The organism is Nitrospira sp. Ecomares 2.1 (assembly GCF_965152585.1).
Map to the genome: position 1 here is coordinate 398,416 of NZ_OZ224219.1, position 16,654 is coordinate 415,069.

A 16,654-nucleotide genomic window follows, 5' to 3' on the forward strand; every position below is an offset into this window, starting at 1 on the left:
TAAACTCAGAGCAAGGCGGGCTGGCAGTCCGGCAGTTTCAACAAAAGGCGATCCCTCAGGTATAGGCGGTAGGACAATATTTTGCCTCTTGATAAAAGCCTCACATCTTCTGGTGTGAGGCTTTTGTTATGAAAAAGCCTTTCCTCACATTTCATGTGGAAATATTGTGTGCAATAGAAGGCAATGAAGCATGTGAAATGTGGGGTCATGCCGTAAATAAATGAGTGTTGGATGGAGGCTCAGTTGCTCCATCTTATTATTGAGAATAGGGCAAGAGGTCTGCCCTTGGTCATGAGGAGGTTCTCGCACTACTCTTCAATGTTAAGTCTATTTCTATTGTCGATTTTGTCTTTCGAGATGCATCCGTTTTTTTATTGTTTTGTTGCGTTTCCTCTTCTGCGTGAATGGTTTGTCCTTTCTCTTCCTGACAATTTATAAAAATGTTTTCGTCCGGGTTATGTACCCTCCTTCGAGATAAAACTATTCCGGGTAGGATGACGCCATACCTCTTTTAGCTCAAGCCTAATTTCTCTTCTCCCGCTCGAAGAAACAAACAGCGGTGTTGATCCCTCCTTTTTTTAACCAGGAATTTCCATAACATTCGGTTGAGGTTTTGTAGAAGAGAGGCCTGAGCTTCGAGAACGATTGGCTCTTGTTGGTGATTCTTGAATGGGGCTGTTGAAAAAAGCCGCCAGCGGCGTTCTCGCCATTTTCCCGTGCTCACGCACTGGAAGTACGCTCTGCGCGCAAAAATGCCTGCGGCCTTGCTGTACGAACCCTTCGAAAGGCTCAGGGCATGCTTTTTTGAACCGCCCCGACCCTCTGTTATGCCACGTGCCTGTGGGTCAATGTGCCCATGGATATTATTATTCAACACTCCCTGAATTTGATCACCGCATAGGAAATGGCCTTTGGAAAATAATAGGGGAATGCCTCTATTGGTGTTCTATGCGAGGGAGAAATTCCAACGTTTTTAAGGAGTCTTGAGAGAATACAGAAATGGCGAGGGAGGGAATATCTGGAATGTGCCACCTGAGTTTTAAGAATGGAGTTGTCTATCCGATAAGGGTAGTCAGCGTTGCTCATGTAATCACTTATGTCAAATCAACCGATGTCCAAGCACAAAATAACCTTCGTAACTGGTCTGACCAGGACCCTCAGGGCTCTCATCCTGGTAGGAATGGTTTGCATATTTCTTCCGTCACAAGGTCTCGCTTATAAAATCGAGATTGGTGTATCAGGGCCGATTGGGGGGGATTCAGTTGCCGAGGAAAATGGACGTACTGAAATCCAATTAGACACGGGTCCGGTGATCGGACCGGATGGTGAAGCCGGCTCTGCGTTTGCCACAGCCAATTTAGCGACTGGAACCCTCGCACTTAAAGTGACCTCGACGACTCCCGATGCCAGCTCGCAATCGGGAATGGGACTGGCCTCCATTCATATTGATGATCATTTAACATTTAAGCTGGATCCCACCGTCTCGGTTGCGAATATTAAGTTTTCCATGAGCGTCGATGGGTTTCCCTCTTGTCAGGATTTGTCGTCCAATTGCTTTACCAATGCGATCATTCGTCTGGGAGATGTGAGTGATCAGGCCCTCGGCCTTCCTTTACCGGAGCCAAAGGTGTTGGAGGTGAGGGTCAAAGTTGTTGATGGGCAGGAGCTACCCATTGAGGCATTTTTGTCGGCCAGGGTGGAGATGAATAATCTCATTGATGTCAGCGATCCAAGTGCGACGATCAGATTGATTCTGCCAAAGGGGGTCAGCTTTACCTCAGAATCTGGGGTGTTTCTCGGTCTTCAGGCTCCTTCGGAGGAACCCTCTCCCCGTGCCCCTGTGAATTCCGATCTCAATGGAGATGGCAAGGCGGATATCGTCTGGCGCAATGTGAGAACAGGTGAGGTGGCGGTGTGGTTGATGAATGGCGGTCTGATTGGTTCGTCCGGATTCCTGGGTGGGGTTTCATCCGATTGGCAGATCGTTGGAGTGGGTGATGTGGATAATGACGGCATGTCTGATATTGTCTGGCGCAATTCACTCAATGGTGCGGTGGCTGTCTGGTTTTTGAACGGGTTGACGATTACGTCGGCCAGTTTCCCTGGGAGCGCTTCTTTGGATTGGGTCATTAAGGGAGTGGGCGATATGGACGGCAATGGCAGTGCCGATCTCATCTGGCACAATACGCAAAACGGAGCGGTTGCGGTCTGGCTCATGGACGGGACCTCAATTAGCCGATTCCGTTCCTTGCCCGGCGTGCCATTAGCGTGGCAGATCGTCGGGATAGGTGATATGAATGCGGATGGTCTTGCGGACATCATTTGGCGCCATACCGGCGGGGTATCCGCCGTGTGGGTGATGGATGAGTCGACGATTGCCTCAGTGGGCTTCCTCGGAGGGACCGCACCGGAATGGGAGAAAGCGGGTTTTGGTGATTTGAACGGCGATGGGACGACTGATATGGTCTGGCGTCATACCCGTACCGGGAAGGTGGGGATCTGGTTGATGAACGGAGGGGCGATTGAAATGTCGGGCTTCTTGGCAGGTATGCCTTCGGGGTGGCGTATTGCGCAGGTGGGTGACGCAGACGGCGATGGAAAGTCCGATGTGATCTGGCATAATCGCAGCACGGGACAAGTGGCTGTCTGGCTCATGGATGGACTGACCGTGTCCTCGACAGAGTTCCCCGGCAGCATTTAGACCGAATGGGGCGTTTACGCTACGCGTAGTCCTCCTTCACAACCGATCTTATTCAACCCAATCCCCTTGAGCTCGAATCACCAGGATCTGTCTATACAGTTCTTTGTCTCGCTCTTCTGCAAGTTCCCACTCACCTCATTGTCCTTTTCAACAAAAATAATTGTGAAAGAGGAAAATCTCGCAAGCTTTTCCTAATCGGCTGTCCCTTAAACAAATCAATTTTTTAAAAAGGGCTATTGCTCAAGGTTCTTCGTACTTGTGGTGGATCATATTCCAAGTTTTTATTGCTTCCCTAGTGAACATGGGGGTAATCGGTTTTTTGTATGGAGTGTGAGAAAGAGGACAGGTGATAGATCCCAACAAATCAGGTTGGATCTGTGAGGGTCGTGCCATGGGAAAAACGGGTTTTGCCCATACGATTTGTCATGTGTCCATAGTCGAATCAGAATCATAGTTTTGCGGACTGATCTTGGTTACTCAGCCCATCAACGACCACCTCTAGTATGAAGTTATTCAACTTCTCCCTATACTGGTCGACAGCGAATTGTTGGCTTAGTGCCTCTGATGGGACTTGAGTGGCAAGTCGTTCAGCTTCGGACGAATTCAAGAAGGTCACCCATTCCTCAGCACTATCGATGGTCACCAGCCCCGATCCGGATGAGCATGTGAGGCCACGTACAGCCTGGTTGGTCGCAAGAACGGGCATTCGATTGTACAGACTCTCCGCAAGTTTGATGTTTACACCGGCTCCTTCGCGTATGGGGCAGATCATGATATCCACCTGTTCCCATACCTCTCGAAGATCTTTGACAAAGCCATGGGAGATCACGCTGTCACAAGTGGGTATCTGGTCACTCTGTCGCCCAAAGACGTGAACGGTGATTGGGCGGCGTACCTTGGGAAGGATATTCTCCATCACCCACTTCCAACTTTGGCGATTGGGCCACCATGCGAAATCGGCAAGGAATCCAAGCCGCAGAGGGCCGTTGAGTTGCGGCTGACGAATCACGGGAGGATTAGTAAATAAGGGCGGAATATGAAGCGTTCGCAACCCTGGGACCTGGTCGCAACTCCAAGCCATTTCAGTTGACGAAAGAAATATCACCCCTCGCGAACGACGGAACCCCTCGATCTCATACTGACGTTGTTTGCTAATTTCCCGTTTGAGGACATGTGAAAGGAAGGGGTAATTGGCCAGTTTCTGAGTCAGCACCTGGTGCTCCAGATTATGTGCGATGAGCACGGTCGGCATTTCTGGCGGGAGTTCGGTGATCGCCCACAACATGTCCCCGCCGTTGATCACGGCGGCATCGAAGGGCTGAGAGCGGGCGATGGCGCGGATTCGCCGCGTCAACTCCGGCTGCCGGGTAAACAACGGCAAGGCGGGCAGGGGGGAGAGGCAGGACCGGGCCAACGCCACGAGCTGGCGTGACCGATACCAGGGGCCTGGAGGCGGGTGCCGGGGGGCCACCACCTGGACGGCGTGCCTCGTTTCCAGGGCCGCCAGCAAGCCGCGCGTGTACGTCCCGGCTCCCCCCGGGTGTGTCGTAGGGTCCACCAGCGACGCCATCAAGAGCTTGGCCATAAGCAGTCAGCGATATTTTGTGTGGTCGACGCGCTGGTGCCGGAAGGCCAGCCGCATGCCGGTGATTTCGAGAAAATGAACCCACAGGGTCAGTCCCAGGGCGACGGGATAGTCCGTCAGCCGCAGCCCGTATTGATGGCCCACCCGGAGACACGTCCCCACGCTCTCCACCACCCGCCCTATGTAAAACAACGGAATGGACGCCGGCCCGAGCCGGAGCAGCCAGCTGAATCGCAACCCGGGATCAATCTGCCGGATTCGGATCGTGGCCCAGCCGATATGGCACCGAATATCCCGCTCCATGGTCCAGCCCTCGAAGTCGTGGATCACGGTCATGGTGGGCTGAAAGAGAAAACGGCCGCCGTCCCGCCTCATGGCCGCCGATTGGAGCTGCGCGGCGTAGGGGCCTTCTCCCTCCGGCAGGGGAAACCGTGCGTACACCTCCCGGCGAAACCCGGAGTTGTTATTGGAAATGAAGCGGGTCGGGCCTTCTTTGCCGGGATCGAGAAAGCCGCGGGAGAGGACCGAAAGACAGCGCTCGCTGGTGGTTTTGCCCTCATACCTGGTGCGGCCGCTCACCGCCACGTAGTCGGGATGGGCCCGGAACGTGGTGATCAGGGCCTGCAGCCAGCCGGCCACGGGAATGCAGTCAACATCCAAGAGCGCGATGATGTCCCCCTGCGCCGCCTGTGCGCCCGCATTCTTTTGTTCGTAGGTCGCATTATGAGGCACGCCGATCACCCGTAACCCCGGTAACAGGGCGAGCACCTCCGCCGGCAGGCTTCGGGCCCGCTCTTGTGTCTCGACGAGCAGAAATTCCACGGGGGCATCCACCTCCTGGGCGGCGAGGGCGTGCAGACAACTGCGCAGATCCGCCAGTTCGGCGTGGCGCTCGGTGTCATGGTCCGCCACAATCAGCACGCTTACCACCGGCCTGGCAGTGGGGCCGGGCTCCGGCTGCTCCTTCTCACGCATGGGGCTTCCTCCAGTTGCTGTGTTTGCGCGCGCCTGTTTTTACAGGCGGCGCCGGTCTTGACTCTACCCGCCACTCACTCGACGGGAATGGAATTATTCCTGACGGGAGGCCGTTTGGCAATGTGTCACGAAGACGTGTGGGTTAACCGGCAATACAGTTCCGCATGGTGTCGGGCGCTGTCCTCTTTCGTGTAGCGCGGGAGCACGGTGGCGCGAGCCGCCCGCAGTTTGGCCAAGGCCGGGGCCGGGTTCGCGATGATCGCGAGGGCCGCGTCGGCCAACGCGGCAGGATCGGAGGGGGCGACCAAGGTCCCGTATTTTCCGTGTTCCAGAATTTCAGGAAAGGCCCCGCTCCGGCTTCCCACTAACGGAACCCCGGCGGCAATCGACTCCAATACTACCTTCCCGAAGGCTTCGTTGTAGGACGGGATCAGCAACAGGTCCATATGGGTCATGATCTCGCAAATCTGCGGTTGGTGCCCCATGAACTCGACATATGCCGAGAGGCCGAGGGCTACCACTTGCTCCCGGAGGGCTTGTGCCAAGCTGCCGGTCCCGACGATCTGGAGGCGAGCCCCGGGGATGGCCTCGACGATGGTCCGCATGGCCGCGATCGCCACCCGATGGCCTTTTTCGTATTCGAGCCGACCGACAAGACCGAGGACTGGCCGCACGGGATCGGTGAGCGCGCGGATGGCCGGTAAATCGGCACGGCCTGACAGAAAGCGTGGGAGATCGAAAAAGCTGTGGATGATTTCGGCACGGTCCCTTTCGTCGGGATGTAACTGGTTCTGTCGCACATGCTCGGCCACACAGACGTAGGCGGTGGTGCTCGTGGCCAACCAGCTCTGCATGGCACGCATCACCGGCCTTAGGAACCAGGGAGGCGGTGGTTCATCAAAATTAATCGTTGCGATGACGATTGGCACGCGCGCCAGTTTGGCCGCCAGACGGGCCCACACATTACAAAATGGTGATTGGGTCTGCACGATGTCCGGTTTGATGCGGCGGAAGGTCTGATAAAAGGCCTTGAGAACCTTGAGCATGCCGATCGGGTTAGTAAGCCGCGGGATACCCAGCCTCAGCTCATGCACGGGGCACCCCGTTGCCTGGACCGCAGCGCCAATTCTGGAGGTAGTGGGCATCAAGGTGACGATTTCAAAGCTAAAGCGCTCGCGGTCAAGTTCCTCGGCCAGGCCCAACGGGGCATGTTCCCCGCCAGCATCGCGGTAAAAGCCAAGATAGGCATACAAGACCGTTATTCGTTTCATGGGTCCCGCGCAGGATCCTCTCCTCAGCTTGCTGAGAAATGTGCCACGGTGCTGAGACAGCACATTTGAATGAGGCCTTTTCGCTTGTTAGGGAGCGGTATGCTAGAGGAATTGTCCCGGATGGGGCCGCTCAATCTTCCAACTAGAATAGCATGAAGTGAGTCGAAAGCCACGTGAGATTCTAAGATATTGTTGATGTTCGACTTTTGTTCGGACATTCTTTTTCAAGATACTACCCATTAAAGTTTGTCGAATATGACGGGTGATTTGATTGGATATCGGGCCAGATAGTCTTTAGTCATATGCGAGAAGGGACCGGCCGGGAAGGTCCTCGTAGGGAATACCCGCTGCTGCACAGACCGTTGCGCTCAGATCGACCAGATTTGGGGTCCGGTTATTGATCGGGCGATAAGTTCCCGATCGTGGGACGATAATCGCGCCCCCGCCGGGTATGTGGTTTCCTGATCGCCCTGATCCCGCACCTCCGCGCAACACCGTGCCGTATTTCGGTGAAATCACGCCGCGCAGGTTTGTCGATGATTGGTTACTCCATCGGATAACCAGGTCAGGAAGTCTGTCCATTTTGTGCCCTGGAGGTAAATGGTCTCCTGGGCGTTCAATGTCCGCGATGCACTCTTTCCCATCGATGTCGCAAAAGGTTCGCAGGCCTTCGGTAATCTCGTCGCGGAGCACGGTTGCTTCGGATTCGGTGACGATCCCATTTCGCTCCCGCCCGCGGATGTTGAGTCGAACCAATCCAGGGCCGTCTGAAGGGAGCGTGAAGGCCCGTACCGTCTTCCAGTCTTTCCCGATTGTCCCCAGTCGAGCTGTAAGCTGGAGAGACAATGAATCCGGTAAGGCATCTGCGACTTTAGAGCGGAGCGAGGTGGGCACTATCGCCCGTAGTCTCGTCAGGATGTCATTTCCTGATGACGTGTGGACGATGGGGCGCGGGTTCAGAATCCGTTCCAGCATCTCGGGAAGAAGATCGGCCCGACAGGTCTCCGGACCCATTCCCTTTGCCCAGAAAACGAGAATATCTGCGTTGTCAGGCAGTATTCGTGTTATTCGACCAAGTGCTGCGTCGGCTGCGAGATAGACCTCAATCAAGGAATCCTCCAGCAGACTTGCTCCGGCCGTGGACTGCCCGATGGCGTCGACGGACGCTGGATCCCGAAGCTGGTGACCCGCAAGATGGACAGCAGCCATGCCTACCCAGAGAACATCGGCTTTCTTCTCCTCCAGCAATCGTTCAACCGCGCTCGCGAGACGGCCGGGCGCCTGTATGAGGATCTTCCGGAGGTGAAGCAAATGGCGTTGTGACGGCTGACCAAAGGTCTCCTCACCTCTTGGTGTCTTGCCAAGGTGTTTCAAGAGTTCCCCGTTTGCGCCGGAAGGACGCGACCATTTGGCCAAATGGACCCGCGATCGAAACTGGCATCCGCTCACGACGATACCGTTCGTCAGCTCTTGCAAGGGATGCTCAGGTGGATCGATGGCAACGACTCGTTTGCCTGCCCGGTCCAGTCGTCGGAATAGGGTGTCATCCGGTATCAGCTCGTGGGATAACCGTAGCTTTTGTTCGGGAGCGGACCAGGTAAATAAGGAGTAAACCCCGTGCTCGGACAGATGCTGACCTGTGTAAAGAGTGGCGTAGACGGCTCCATCAAGAAAGGGGGGGGCGAGTTCGACAACCTCCCCCTTTTGTTGAAGAGACGCGAAGTTCGGCAGTCGATTGTCACGGATCAACTGCTCCATGAGGGGACGCGATGGAGCTTCCAAAGAGATGATTGCGATCATGGGGTGATTCTTATGCGAGATTTGGTCAGTCGCATGTGCCCAGAGATCAAGAGCACCTTGGCATCTGCGTTCCGGAACAATACTTGAAGAGATATATCTTCCGAGCCCCGAGCCCAAAAAAATTTTGTTTGCAGGGAACTCCTTTTGTGTTCCTCTATTCCTGCCGAATCCCTAAAGAATTTAAATGAAACTGTGCATTTTTTACAAACAATGAAAAAACTTCATTCCATTGTTCCTCCCTCTGCAGAGACTTAAGGAATGCCCGGTATTATGCTTTCGAAACCCTGCGAAATCAATTGTGGCTCAGGATATCCGACTGGTGCCGACGAAGATCACTCTCTTAATCAGACCTTTCGCATAACGAATTCCTGTTGAATGTCTATGCCCAATGTTCAGTCACGCATCCAAAAGTTATTCTGTCCGAAGCGTTGGGGGCATCGCCTGATATACTAAATCGACCTGAAGCCGATCTTTTCAGGGCATTGCCAGACTGGAGATAATCCATTAGGGATCTACCTGAATCAATTTGTGGATGACCAAAAGATTGGAAAACACAGAAACGTTCGTTCTCAAGCAAAGCGTGGTTGTGAAATTTTCGCCAGACATTTTATGAACTGCATCACCATACCTTACGGCGTAAAAAAGGAAACCCCGACATTAAACAGACATCCGTTCAACCCAATATTCCGTTCGCCGATCCCTGCGTTCGAAATATGATGGAACCGAATGCCGAAGGTCATCGCCATGTTCTCCGTCACAAAATACGACACGCCCGGACCCGTTTGGAGGACGAAATTAAATTGCGTGCTTTGTTCGGGAATCCGGGGTCCCAAATCCGTCCACAACATGCCTGCTCCGGCATCCCAAAATGGCATCCAACGTCCAAAGTTGAGGAAATTGTATTTCACCACTAACGAGCCTCCGAACGCCGAGGCGCTAAAAGGTTCATAATAGTGAGCAGCCAACGGTTCAATTAACAGTTCGACATTACCCGATGTCCAACCTGAGCCAATCTCATCCGTCAAAACCTTACCCAATTGAGGCAGAAAGTAGACGCCACTGCGATTAGCCGACGGCTCGTTGCCAAAGGCATTATTCCCTTGCCAAAACCCGGTGAGAAATCCGAATTCGAGGGTGCCCTTGGTCACACGACTTCTCGCATCAAAATCTGACCCCCAAGTTGGTCCCACCATAAGGAGAATGCATATCATACCCATCACACCTATAAAGAAGAGTTCCTTTTTTAAGCCCTTAAACATGAATTTCCTTTCGGTTTCACGGGATGTATGCAAAAGAATATGGTTATGGTTTACAAATTGGACATCAATTGTGGGCAAATTTCGTTCATTGCTCATGCCGGTGTTCGTGAAACTCCAGCAATGAGCAGGAATTTCTCATAATTGGAACCAACAATTCAATGAACTTTTTAATCTAACGGGTTACAATCTTTAGACTATTGAGGTCAAAAAAAATGGAATCTTCTTCCCTACATTTGAATTACCCTTCCAAGAAAGTTGGGGAGGACTCCTTCAAGCGACTGTCCCTGGCCGTTCGCGAGTTAGATAAACTTATCAACCGGGCGAATCAATTGGCTCATCTCTCAGAGCAAGGCATACCCTGGGATCAATCAACCCAGCCTGACCAGACTCACCCCTCTCCCTGACGCTGGCCGATTTAATAACAGGGGTTTTCTCAACTTTACGAAATCTTGTTCTTTCCTCTACCCAATAGAATTTCATTTTCTGCGCGCAACTAAGCAGTGAGGGTTTATCATAAATTAAATTTATAAAACTCAAACGGCTTCCAGCGAAATCTTCTGAATGATCGCCCGGACACATAGTGAGTAGCGTTCCAGGTCGATTGGGGTTGGTGGGTGGTCTCGAGGCATTTGGGGGCAGGGAATATTCACGTACAAGGCTGTTGGATTACCGTAGGTATAAGCTCGGCATGTGGAGTGCCGGTGTGCCCGGCCGCTGGAAGAGTGGCTCGACTCGGTTCCACTTCAAGTAGATGGCCGTTTTTCCTGAACTGAGTTCGGTCTTAGGCTTGCTGGAATGAATTCATCTGAATAATCAGTCAAGCAGTAAGGAGGGGACCTAAAAGTTCAATGTCGTCCTGAAATTGAACTTTTCGGGTGTCCTAAGTACGGGCTACCTGTGGTGTGCGTGAAGTGTTTTGGCATCAGAGGAAAGCGATACCGTGTCCTGGGTTGAAGAAGATGAGGACGGATTCCCCTGGGGTATCGTGGCTGCTTGAATAAGGGGAAGCGCAGCTTGGTTGAGGAAGTTGGCGGCAGCTAATGCAGAAATTTCACTCATGAGGGAGTCTCCTTTCGCTCAGGAGTCTTGTCGGATTGGTCTCAGGAATTCTTGAAATATATTCTCCCAAAATCAGGATGTCTGTTTGAGACTGCGGAAAATTAGGCAAACTTGTCGGTCTTCAGGCTATAGAATGCCGATCGCATTGAGGAGGACAATAAACACCGCAACCGGGGCGATGTAACGTACGAGGGCCTGCCAGGCCAGGTAGAGGGTAGGATTATGAATATTAAGTTCAGATTTAGTGCTTTCGGCCTTCATGAGCCACCCGGCAAAGAGGGCAATGAGAATTCCACCCAGGGGAAGCATGAGATTGGATGTCACAAAATCTAACAGGTCAAAGAAGGTTCCTCCGAATAATTTGATTTCTGCCCACCAATTGAATGACCAGACTGTTCCGAGGCCAATCAGCCAGGTGGCAAACCCTGAATACAGGGAAGCCTTGATTCGTGATAATCCAAACGTTTCGATGAGCCAAGTGACCAGTGGTTCGATTAAAGAAATCGACGACGTCCAGGCGGCAACAAGCAGGAGAATGAAAAAGAGCGAACCGAAGGCGAGGCCGCCGGGCATGTTGCCAAACGCGACGGGCAGTGTTTGGAAAATGAGACCTGGGCCGGAGCCGGGTTCCAAATTGTTCGCAAACACGATTGGAAAAATGGCCATGCCGGCTAACAAGGCGACGAAGGTATCGGCGAGGCCAATGATTATGGAGGTGGAGGCAATTGAAGTATCCTTGGGGACATACGAGCCGTAAATCATGATGGTGCCCATACCGAGACTGAGGCTAAAGAAGGCTTGTCCCATCGCCGTCAGCATGCTAGCGCCGGTCAATTTGCTGAAGTCCGGGGTGAAAAGAAATTCCAGACCCTTGCCAAAATACCCGGTGGTCATGCTGTAGGCGACCATGAGTAGCAATAGAATGAAAAGCGTTGGCATGAGAAATTGAATCGCTCGTTCCAAACCGCCTTTGACACCACCCGCCACGACGCCCATGGTCAAAACCATAAAAATTGTATGCCAGATGAAGAGCGTGGTTCCGCTCCCCACAAAACTGCTGAAGGTGTCCGCAGCAAATTGGCCGCTGGCGCCGCTAAACGTTCCTCCTGCGGATTTGAAGATGTATGCCAGGGTCCACCCGCCGATGACACTGTAATAGGAAAGGATCAGCATGCCTGCCAGAGTGCCGGACCATCCAACTATCTGCCACCATTGAGTGGTGTTGGTTTCTTTAGCCAAAACCTGCATGGTACGAATGGGTGTGGAGCGCCCTCTCCGCCCCAACAAAATTTCGGCCATCATCAAGGGAATCCCCAGGGCTGCCACGCAGAGGATATAAACGAGAACAAACGCACTCCCTCCATTTTGTCCTGTGAGGTAGGGGAATTTCCAAATATTGCCCAAGCCTACAGCTGCACCCGTAGCCGCGAGGATAAAGGTCCATCGTGAGGACCATTGGCCATGTACCGATTGTCGATCGGAGATATTCATTGAAGCTAGAATTATTCCCTGAAGATTCAGGTGAGTGTAGTGTAGGTGCCAGGCACTTTCAAGGTTTTTGGAGTATGCCTGGCGTAGAGATAATGTCTGACTTGAGATGTCGCTCCTGTCTGACTATAGTGTCCCCTTCTTCTGTTTCGAGTGTGTCTTTCGTGAGGAGTTGGAAGGGTTGAGTTGATGAGTGACGAACAACGAAATCGAAAAGTGATTGCTTTGGCGCCGATGCCACCGGAAAAATCTGCTTATGCTTTGGCTCGATATAGCCGTTCGCCCGATTCTATTGAGGAGAGTCTGCGATGGGTCCATTCTCATTCTTCCGAAAAGTTTTGGGAGCAGTTTTATTTTGCGTATGGGCATGGCTCGATTGCCGATTTGGGTCACGCGACGGTGTGTTTCGAGCAGATTTCCGAGCTGGCGGCGATTCGTCTTGAGGATGAACCGCTGTGGGATGGACAGGCCAAGTCCAGCCGCTATCAAAACTTTGCCGCAGCCGGGTGTTACGTGCCCAACGAGATTGCCAATAGCGAAATTGAGGGCGAATATCGCGGCATCCTTGGGAGTCTCTATAACATTTATCGTTTGTTGAAAGATCCGATCCAAACTCATCTGGGTAAGCGGTATCCCAGGCCGGAGACGATGAAGCCGGCAGACTATGCCCGGACCATCGGTGCCAGGACTTATGATGTCATTCGCTATCTGCTTCCACTGGCGGCCATGACGAATGTGGGGCAGGTGGTAAGTATTCGTACGCTGGAAAAGCAAATCACGCGTTTGCTATCTGCTCAATTGCCGGAGTTGAAGGGAATTGGTGAAGATCTGAAGGAGGCGTGCGCCAAATCACCCTCAACGGTGTGGGCCGAGTTGCATCAGGAAGAGACCAAAGGGCTAGAGCCCTTGGCGCCGACATTAGCCCGGTATGCGGAGGCCAACGAGTATCAGGGGTCGGTTTACAGGGACGTGTTTCGCCAGGTGAAAGGGCGGCTTAAAGCAGCAGGCTATGATGATCCGAAATCCTGGAAAGGCAAGGATCAGCCGGTTGATTTGCTGGAGCCGCATGCCCCGTTGGATGAATTAGTGACGACGCTGGTGTACCGAGTGAGTCATGCCCCTTATCGGGTACTCCTTGAATGGGTACAGCAGTGGTCAGAGAAAGAGAAGCAGGAAGTGGTCGATGCGGCGCTTCGTGGTCGTGGTCCTCATGACGACTTAATTAAGGAATTTCGATCCGGGTATGCATTTGTCTTTGATGTTCTGATGGATATTGGGGGGTGGCGGGATATGCACCGGCACCGACGTTGTCAGCAGATTCAGCAGAATTTTACGACGATTCATGGGTATGAGGTGCCGTCGGTTTTGGCGGAGGCTGGAGTGGAGAGAGAGTATCGGCAGGCTATGGATGCCGTGCAATCGGATATTGAGCAATTGCGCGTCAGCAATCAGGAAGCGGCACTCTATGCCATTCCATTTGGGTTTCGTGTTCGGTGTTTGTTTAAGATGGATTTTGCGGAAGTTGAATATATTGCCAAATTACGGTCCGGGGTAAAGGGCCATTGGTCGTATCGAACCGTGGCTTGGCTCATGAAGCAAAAGATGCTTGAGCGACATCCGTATTTGGGGACTCTCATTGAGGCTACTTCCCCTGATATTGAAGATTCGCTGACGCGATAGTGTCTCGGCAGTATTGAACTCGACAAAGGATGTGGGCATGAGTGTGGATTATGAGCGTGTGATCAATGACTCCATTTGCCAAGGTGAATGGGATGTCGTCTATGAAGAGGCACGACGGTGGTCGGAGCAAGCTGAGTGCGGGCCCTTGCCGTTTTTTGCGTTGAATGTCGTCTGCATGTTGCGAGGGGATTTTGCCGAAGCGTGGCAGGTCTATCCTCGGGCTTTTGGAGAAGAGACCGATGTGCAAATACTTAAAGAGTGGATTGCGCGCTTACTGAGGGATCGATCCGATAATCCAAATTTCTTGTTATTTGAAGGCGTGTTTCATACCCAGTGCGGCCGACTGGAAGACGCGGTGGTCAGGTATGAACAAGTCGGAGCTTTGGCTCCACATTCTCCTTATCCATACTTTTTCCTGGCGCAGATTTATCAGGTCAAAGACCGCATCGACCAAGCTGTCAAAGCTTATCGCGAAGCGATAAAGCGAGACCCTTCCTATGTGGCAGCTCGCCTAAAGCTTGGAGTGGCCTATCAGGACCAGGGGCAGTTGGAAATGGCTATTCCCCAATACCGGGAAGTTTTGAAACTCCGTCCTGATGAACCATTTGGGCATACCAATCTTGCATGTGCTCTAGCCGAACAAGGAAAGTTGGAGTTGGCAATTGAAGAATATAAAAAAGCATTGAAGATTATTCCCAATGATGCTGAGGTTCATTTCGCCTTGGGAGGTTTGTATGAAAACAGGGGACGATTGGATTTAGCCAAACGACAGTATGAAGAAGCTCTTCGGCTGGAACCGAATTTTGCTCCAGCTGCGACGGCGATCGGCTGGTTTTTATATGATAAGGGGCAAGACAATTTTGCGATGGATTATTTCAGCCGCGCGCTCAAAGCGAATCCTAATGATGCGCAAGCCACTTTTGGCGTTGGCCGGATCTATGATGAAAAAAACAAGCCGGAACTGGCGGTGCAGCATTATCAACGGGCACTCTCTTTAGAGAAGGATCCAGACCGGAAAATGCGCATTCTCAATTTTATGGATAAACTGCTTGGATAGGGCAGATTACCGCAATAGCTAATCGGTAGAGGACATTCTGGTTGGTAGGGAGAGTTTACTCTTGCCTAAAGAACTGTTGAATGGCCGACATTTGAGGGATGAGATCTCCTGTGCTCTGTACTTCCTTTCGTATCTGTTCTTGTAAGTAGGAAGAGTACCCCACCTTGTTGACGAAAATTGGAAAAAATTGGTCAGGCGTGAGCGCGATATGCGTTCGTAATTCCTCAACAATGTCATCACTGATGGGGATCAAAGTACTGCCAATATGGAGAATAACTCTATAGTAATTCCCATCCCCACGTTGTTCCAATCTCAACCCTGTTTGTGTCCCCAAGTTATTCTCCCACCTTCTTCATCTCTATGAAAGCGCTCTCTATTCGCGGGTCATTGTAGGGTATCCAAAATTGGAATAACAAGGTTCCGTACTCTTCTTGACTGGTCTGGGACCCTGTGCTAGCGTACCCCCTTTTTCACGCTGGTGAGGCCAGTGGTTTTTCCTGGGGCCAGTTTAAGTATGGAGGATGAGTCCGATAATGTCGCGGTTATATAATTTTAGTGCGGGGCCGGCGATCCTGCCGGAAGAGGTGCTGAAACAGGCTCAGGCGGAATTGCCGGATTGGCACGGTTCCGGTGCATCAATCATGGAAATGAGCCACCGTGGGAAAGAGTTTGTCTCGGTGGCCGCAGAAGCCGAGCAAGATGTCCGTGATTTATTAGGAGTACCCGCTAATTACAAAGTGCTCTTTTTGCAAGGCGGGGCATCAACTCAATTTGCAACTATTCCCATGAATATCTTACGTGGGAAAAGTAAGGCTGATTACATTCTGACTGGTGCGTGGGGCAAAAAAGCCGTAAGTGATGCTAAAAAATATTGTGCAGTAAATGTTGCGGCATCTTCCGAAGGCGATAATTTTACCAGTATTCCGCCGTTTGAACGTTGGGCATTAAGTCAGGATGCTGCCTATGTGCATTACACGCCAAATGAAACGATCGGTGGGGTGGAATTCCACTGGGTGCCAGATACCGGCGCGGTACCGTTAGTTGCCGATTTTTCATCAACTATTTTATCGCGTGCCATTGATGTCAGTCGGTTTGGAATCATCTATGCTGGCGCACAAAAAAATATCGGCCCCGCTGGTTTAACCTTAGTGATTGTGCGGGACGATCTCATCGGAGATGTGTTGCCGATTACTCCAAGCGTGTACGATTATGCCAAGCAAGCCGAAGCGGATTCTATGTTGAATACACCTCCAACCTATGCGGTGTATATTGCCGGTTTGGTATTTAAGTGGTTAAAAAAGCAAGGTGGCCTCTCGGCGATGGGTGCCATCAATCAGCGGAAGGCCGGTAAACTTTATGCGGCAATTGATGGGTCAAAATTTTACCGCAATCCGGTAGAAAAATCTTCTCGTTCCTGGATGAACGTCCCATTCATTTTGGCCAATCCTGATTTAGATAAAGCGTTTATTACAGAGGCGAAAGAGGCAGGATTAACCACACTCGAAGGTCATCGCTCGGTTGGTGGAATGCGCGCCAGTATTTATAACGCGATGCCTGAAGCCGGAGTTGATGCGTTAATTGATTTTATGGCCGATTTTGAGAAACGCAAAGCCTAACGTCTCTCCGGAATCCCGGTTACGAATGACTTCCCAGTATGATGCCGATATGTATTGTGAATACACTATCAGTGTTCGTGGGGTTGAATGAAAAGTAGGTGAGTCTCTCTGGGTGTATGTGAATGAGATGCCCCATTAACGGGCAAGACTCCTTGATGTTGCT

The 16,654-nt window shown here is 51.9% G+C and carries 13 protein-coding genes; 5 read left to right on the forward strand and 8 right to left on the reverse strand.

Features of this window, described 5'->3' with window-relative positions; genetic code table 11:
- Positions 1-1,180 precede the first annotated feature (1,180 nt).
- A complete protein-coding gene (locus tag ACWHYD_RS01825) occupies positions 1,181-2,701 on the forward strand; it encodes an FG-GAP repeat domain-containing protein (protein WP_447964241.1) in 1,521 nt (506 codons plus the stop codon).
- A 448-nt stretch (positions 2,702-3,149) separates the two neighbouring features.
- Here the strand turns inward: ACWHYD_RS01825 and ACWHYD_RS01830 are convergent, their stop codons facing one another.
- The 5 genes from ACWHYD_RS01830 to ACWHYD_RS01850 all read right to left on the reverse strand — a co-directional run bounded on the left by ACWHYD_RS01830 (position 3,150) and on the right by ACWHYD_RS01850 (position 9,543).
- Positions 3,150-4,286, reverse strand: a complete 1,137-nt coding sequence (locus ACWHYD_RS01830) for a glycosyltransferase (protein ID WP_447964242.1) — start codon at positions 4,284-4,286, stop codon at positions 3,150-3,152.
- 6 nt (positions 4,287-4,292) lie between these two features.
- Positions 4,293-5,261: a glycosyltransferase family 2 protein gene (locus tag ACWHYD_RS01835; protein ID WP_447963843.1), complete on the reverse strand. Its 969-nt coding sequence runs from the start codon at positions 5,259-5,261 to the stop codon at positions 4,293-4,295.
- A gap of 125 nt (positions 5,262-5,386) precedes the next feature.
- Positions 5,387-6,532, reverse strand: coding sequence for a glycosyltransferase family 4 protein (locus tag ACWHYD_RS01840; RefSeq protein WP_447964243.1), 1,146 nt, complete (start codon positions 6,530-6,532; stop codon positions 5,387-5,389).
- Positions 6,533-6,826: 294 nt separating this feature from the next.
- A complete protein-coding gene (locus ACWHYD_RS01845; protein WP_447964244.1) occupies positions 6,827-8,332 on the reverse strand; it encodes an alkaline phosphatase family protein in 1,506 nt (501 codons plus the stop codon).
- Between the two features lie 629 nt (positions 8,333-8,961).
- Positions 8,962-9,543, reverse strand: coding sequence for an acyloxyacyl hydrolase (locus ACWHYD_RS01850; RefSeq protein ID WP_447964245.1), 582 nt, complete (start codon positions 9,541-9,543; stop codon positions 8,962-8,964).
- A gap of 260 nt (positions 9,544-9,803) precedes the next feature.
- Between ACWHYD_RS01850 and ACWHYD_RS01855 the strand changes: the two genes are divergently transcribed.
- Positions 9,804-9,995: a hypothetical protein gene (locus ACWHYD_RS01855; protein WP_447964246.1), complete on the forward strand. Its 192-nt coding sequence runs from the start codon at positions 9,804-9,806 to the stop codon at positions 9,993-9,995.
- Positions 9,996-10,482: 487 nt separating this feature from the next.
- On the opposite strand, the gene ACWHYD_RS01860 is transcribed toward ACWHYD_RS01855, so the two are convergent.
- Both ACWHYD_RS01860 and ACWHYD_RS01865 read right to left on the reverse strand, forming a co-directional pair.
- Complete coding sequence (locus ACWHYD_RS01860; protein WP_447964247.1) at positions 10,483-10,650, reverse strand: hypothetical protein; 168 nt, start codon at positions 10,648-10,650, stop codon at positions 10,483-10,485.
- Positions 10,651-10,776: 126 nt separating this feature from the next.
- Positions 10,777-12,141: a sodium-dependent transporter gene (locus ACWHYD_RS01865; protein WP_447964248.1), complete on the reverse strand. Its 1,365-nt coding sequence runs from the start codon at positions 12,139-12,141 to the stop codon at positions 10,777-10,779.
- A 186-nt stretch (positions 12,142-12,327) separates the two neighbouring features.
- On the opposite strand from ACWHYD_RS01865, the gene ACWHYD_RS01870 reads away from it, so the two are divergent.
- Together ACWHYD_RS01870 and ACWHYD_RS01875 are read left to right on the forward strand one after the other, a co-directional pair.
- Positions 12,328-13,818 (forward strand): FAD-dependent thymidylate synthase, encoded by a 1,491-nt coding sequence (locus ACWHYD_RS01870; RefSeq protein ID WP_447964249.1) that lies wholly within the window; start codon positions 12,328-12,330, stop codon positions 13,816-13,818.
- Between the two features lie 37 nt (positions 13,819-13,855).
- Positions 13,856-14,875 carry a tetratricopeptide repeat protein gene (locus ACWHYD_RS01875; RefSeq protein WP_447964250.1) on the forward strand — a complete coding sequence of 340 codons (1,020 nt, stop codon included), beginning with the start codon at positions 13,856-13,858 and terminating at the stop codon, positions 14,873-14,875.
- A gap of 55 nt (positions 14,876-14,930) precedes the next feature.
- Here the strand turns inward: ACWHYD_RS01875 and ACWHYD_RS01880 are convergent, their stop codons facing one another.
- Positions 14,931-15,209: a hypothetical protein gene (locus tag ACWHYD_RS01880; RefSeq protein ID WP_447964251.1), complete on the reverse strand. Its 279-nt coding sequence runs from the start codon at positions 15,207-15,209 to the stop codon at positions 14,931-14,933.
- Positions 15,210-15,408: 199 nt separating this feature from the next.
- Here ACWHYD_RS01880 and serC point away from each other — a divergent pair, with 199 nt between their 5' ends.
- Positions 15,409-16,491 (forward strand): 3-phosphoserine/phosphohydroxythreonine transaminase, encoded by a 1,083-nt coding sequence (gene serC / locus ACWHYD_RS01885; RefSeq protein WP_447964252.1) that lies wholly within the window; start codon positions 15,409-15,411, stop codon positions 16,489-16,491.
- Positions 16,492-16,654: the final 163 nt, after the last annotated feature.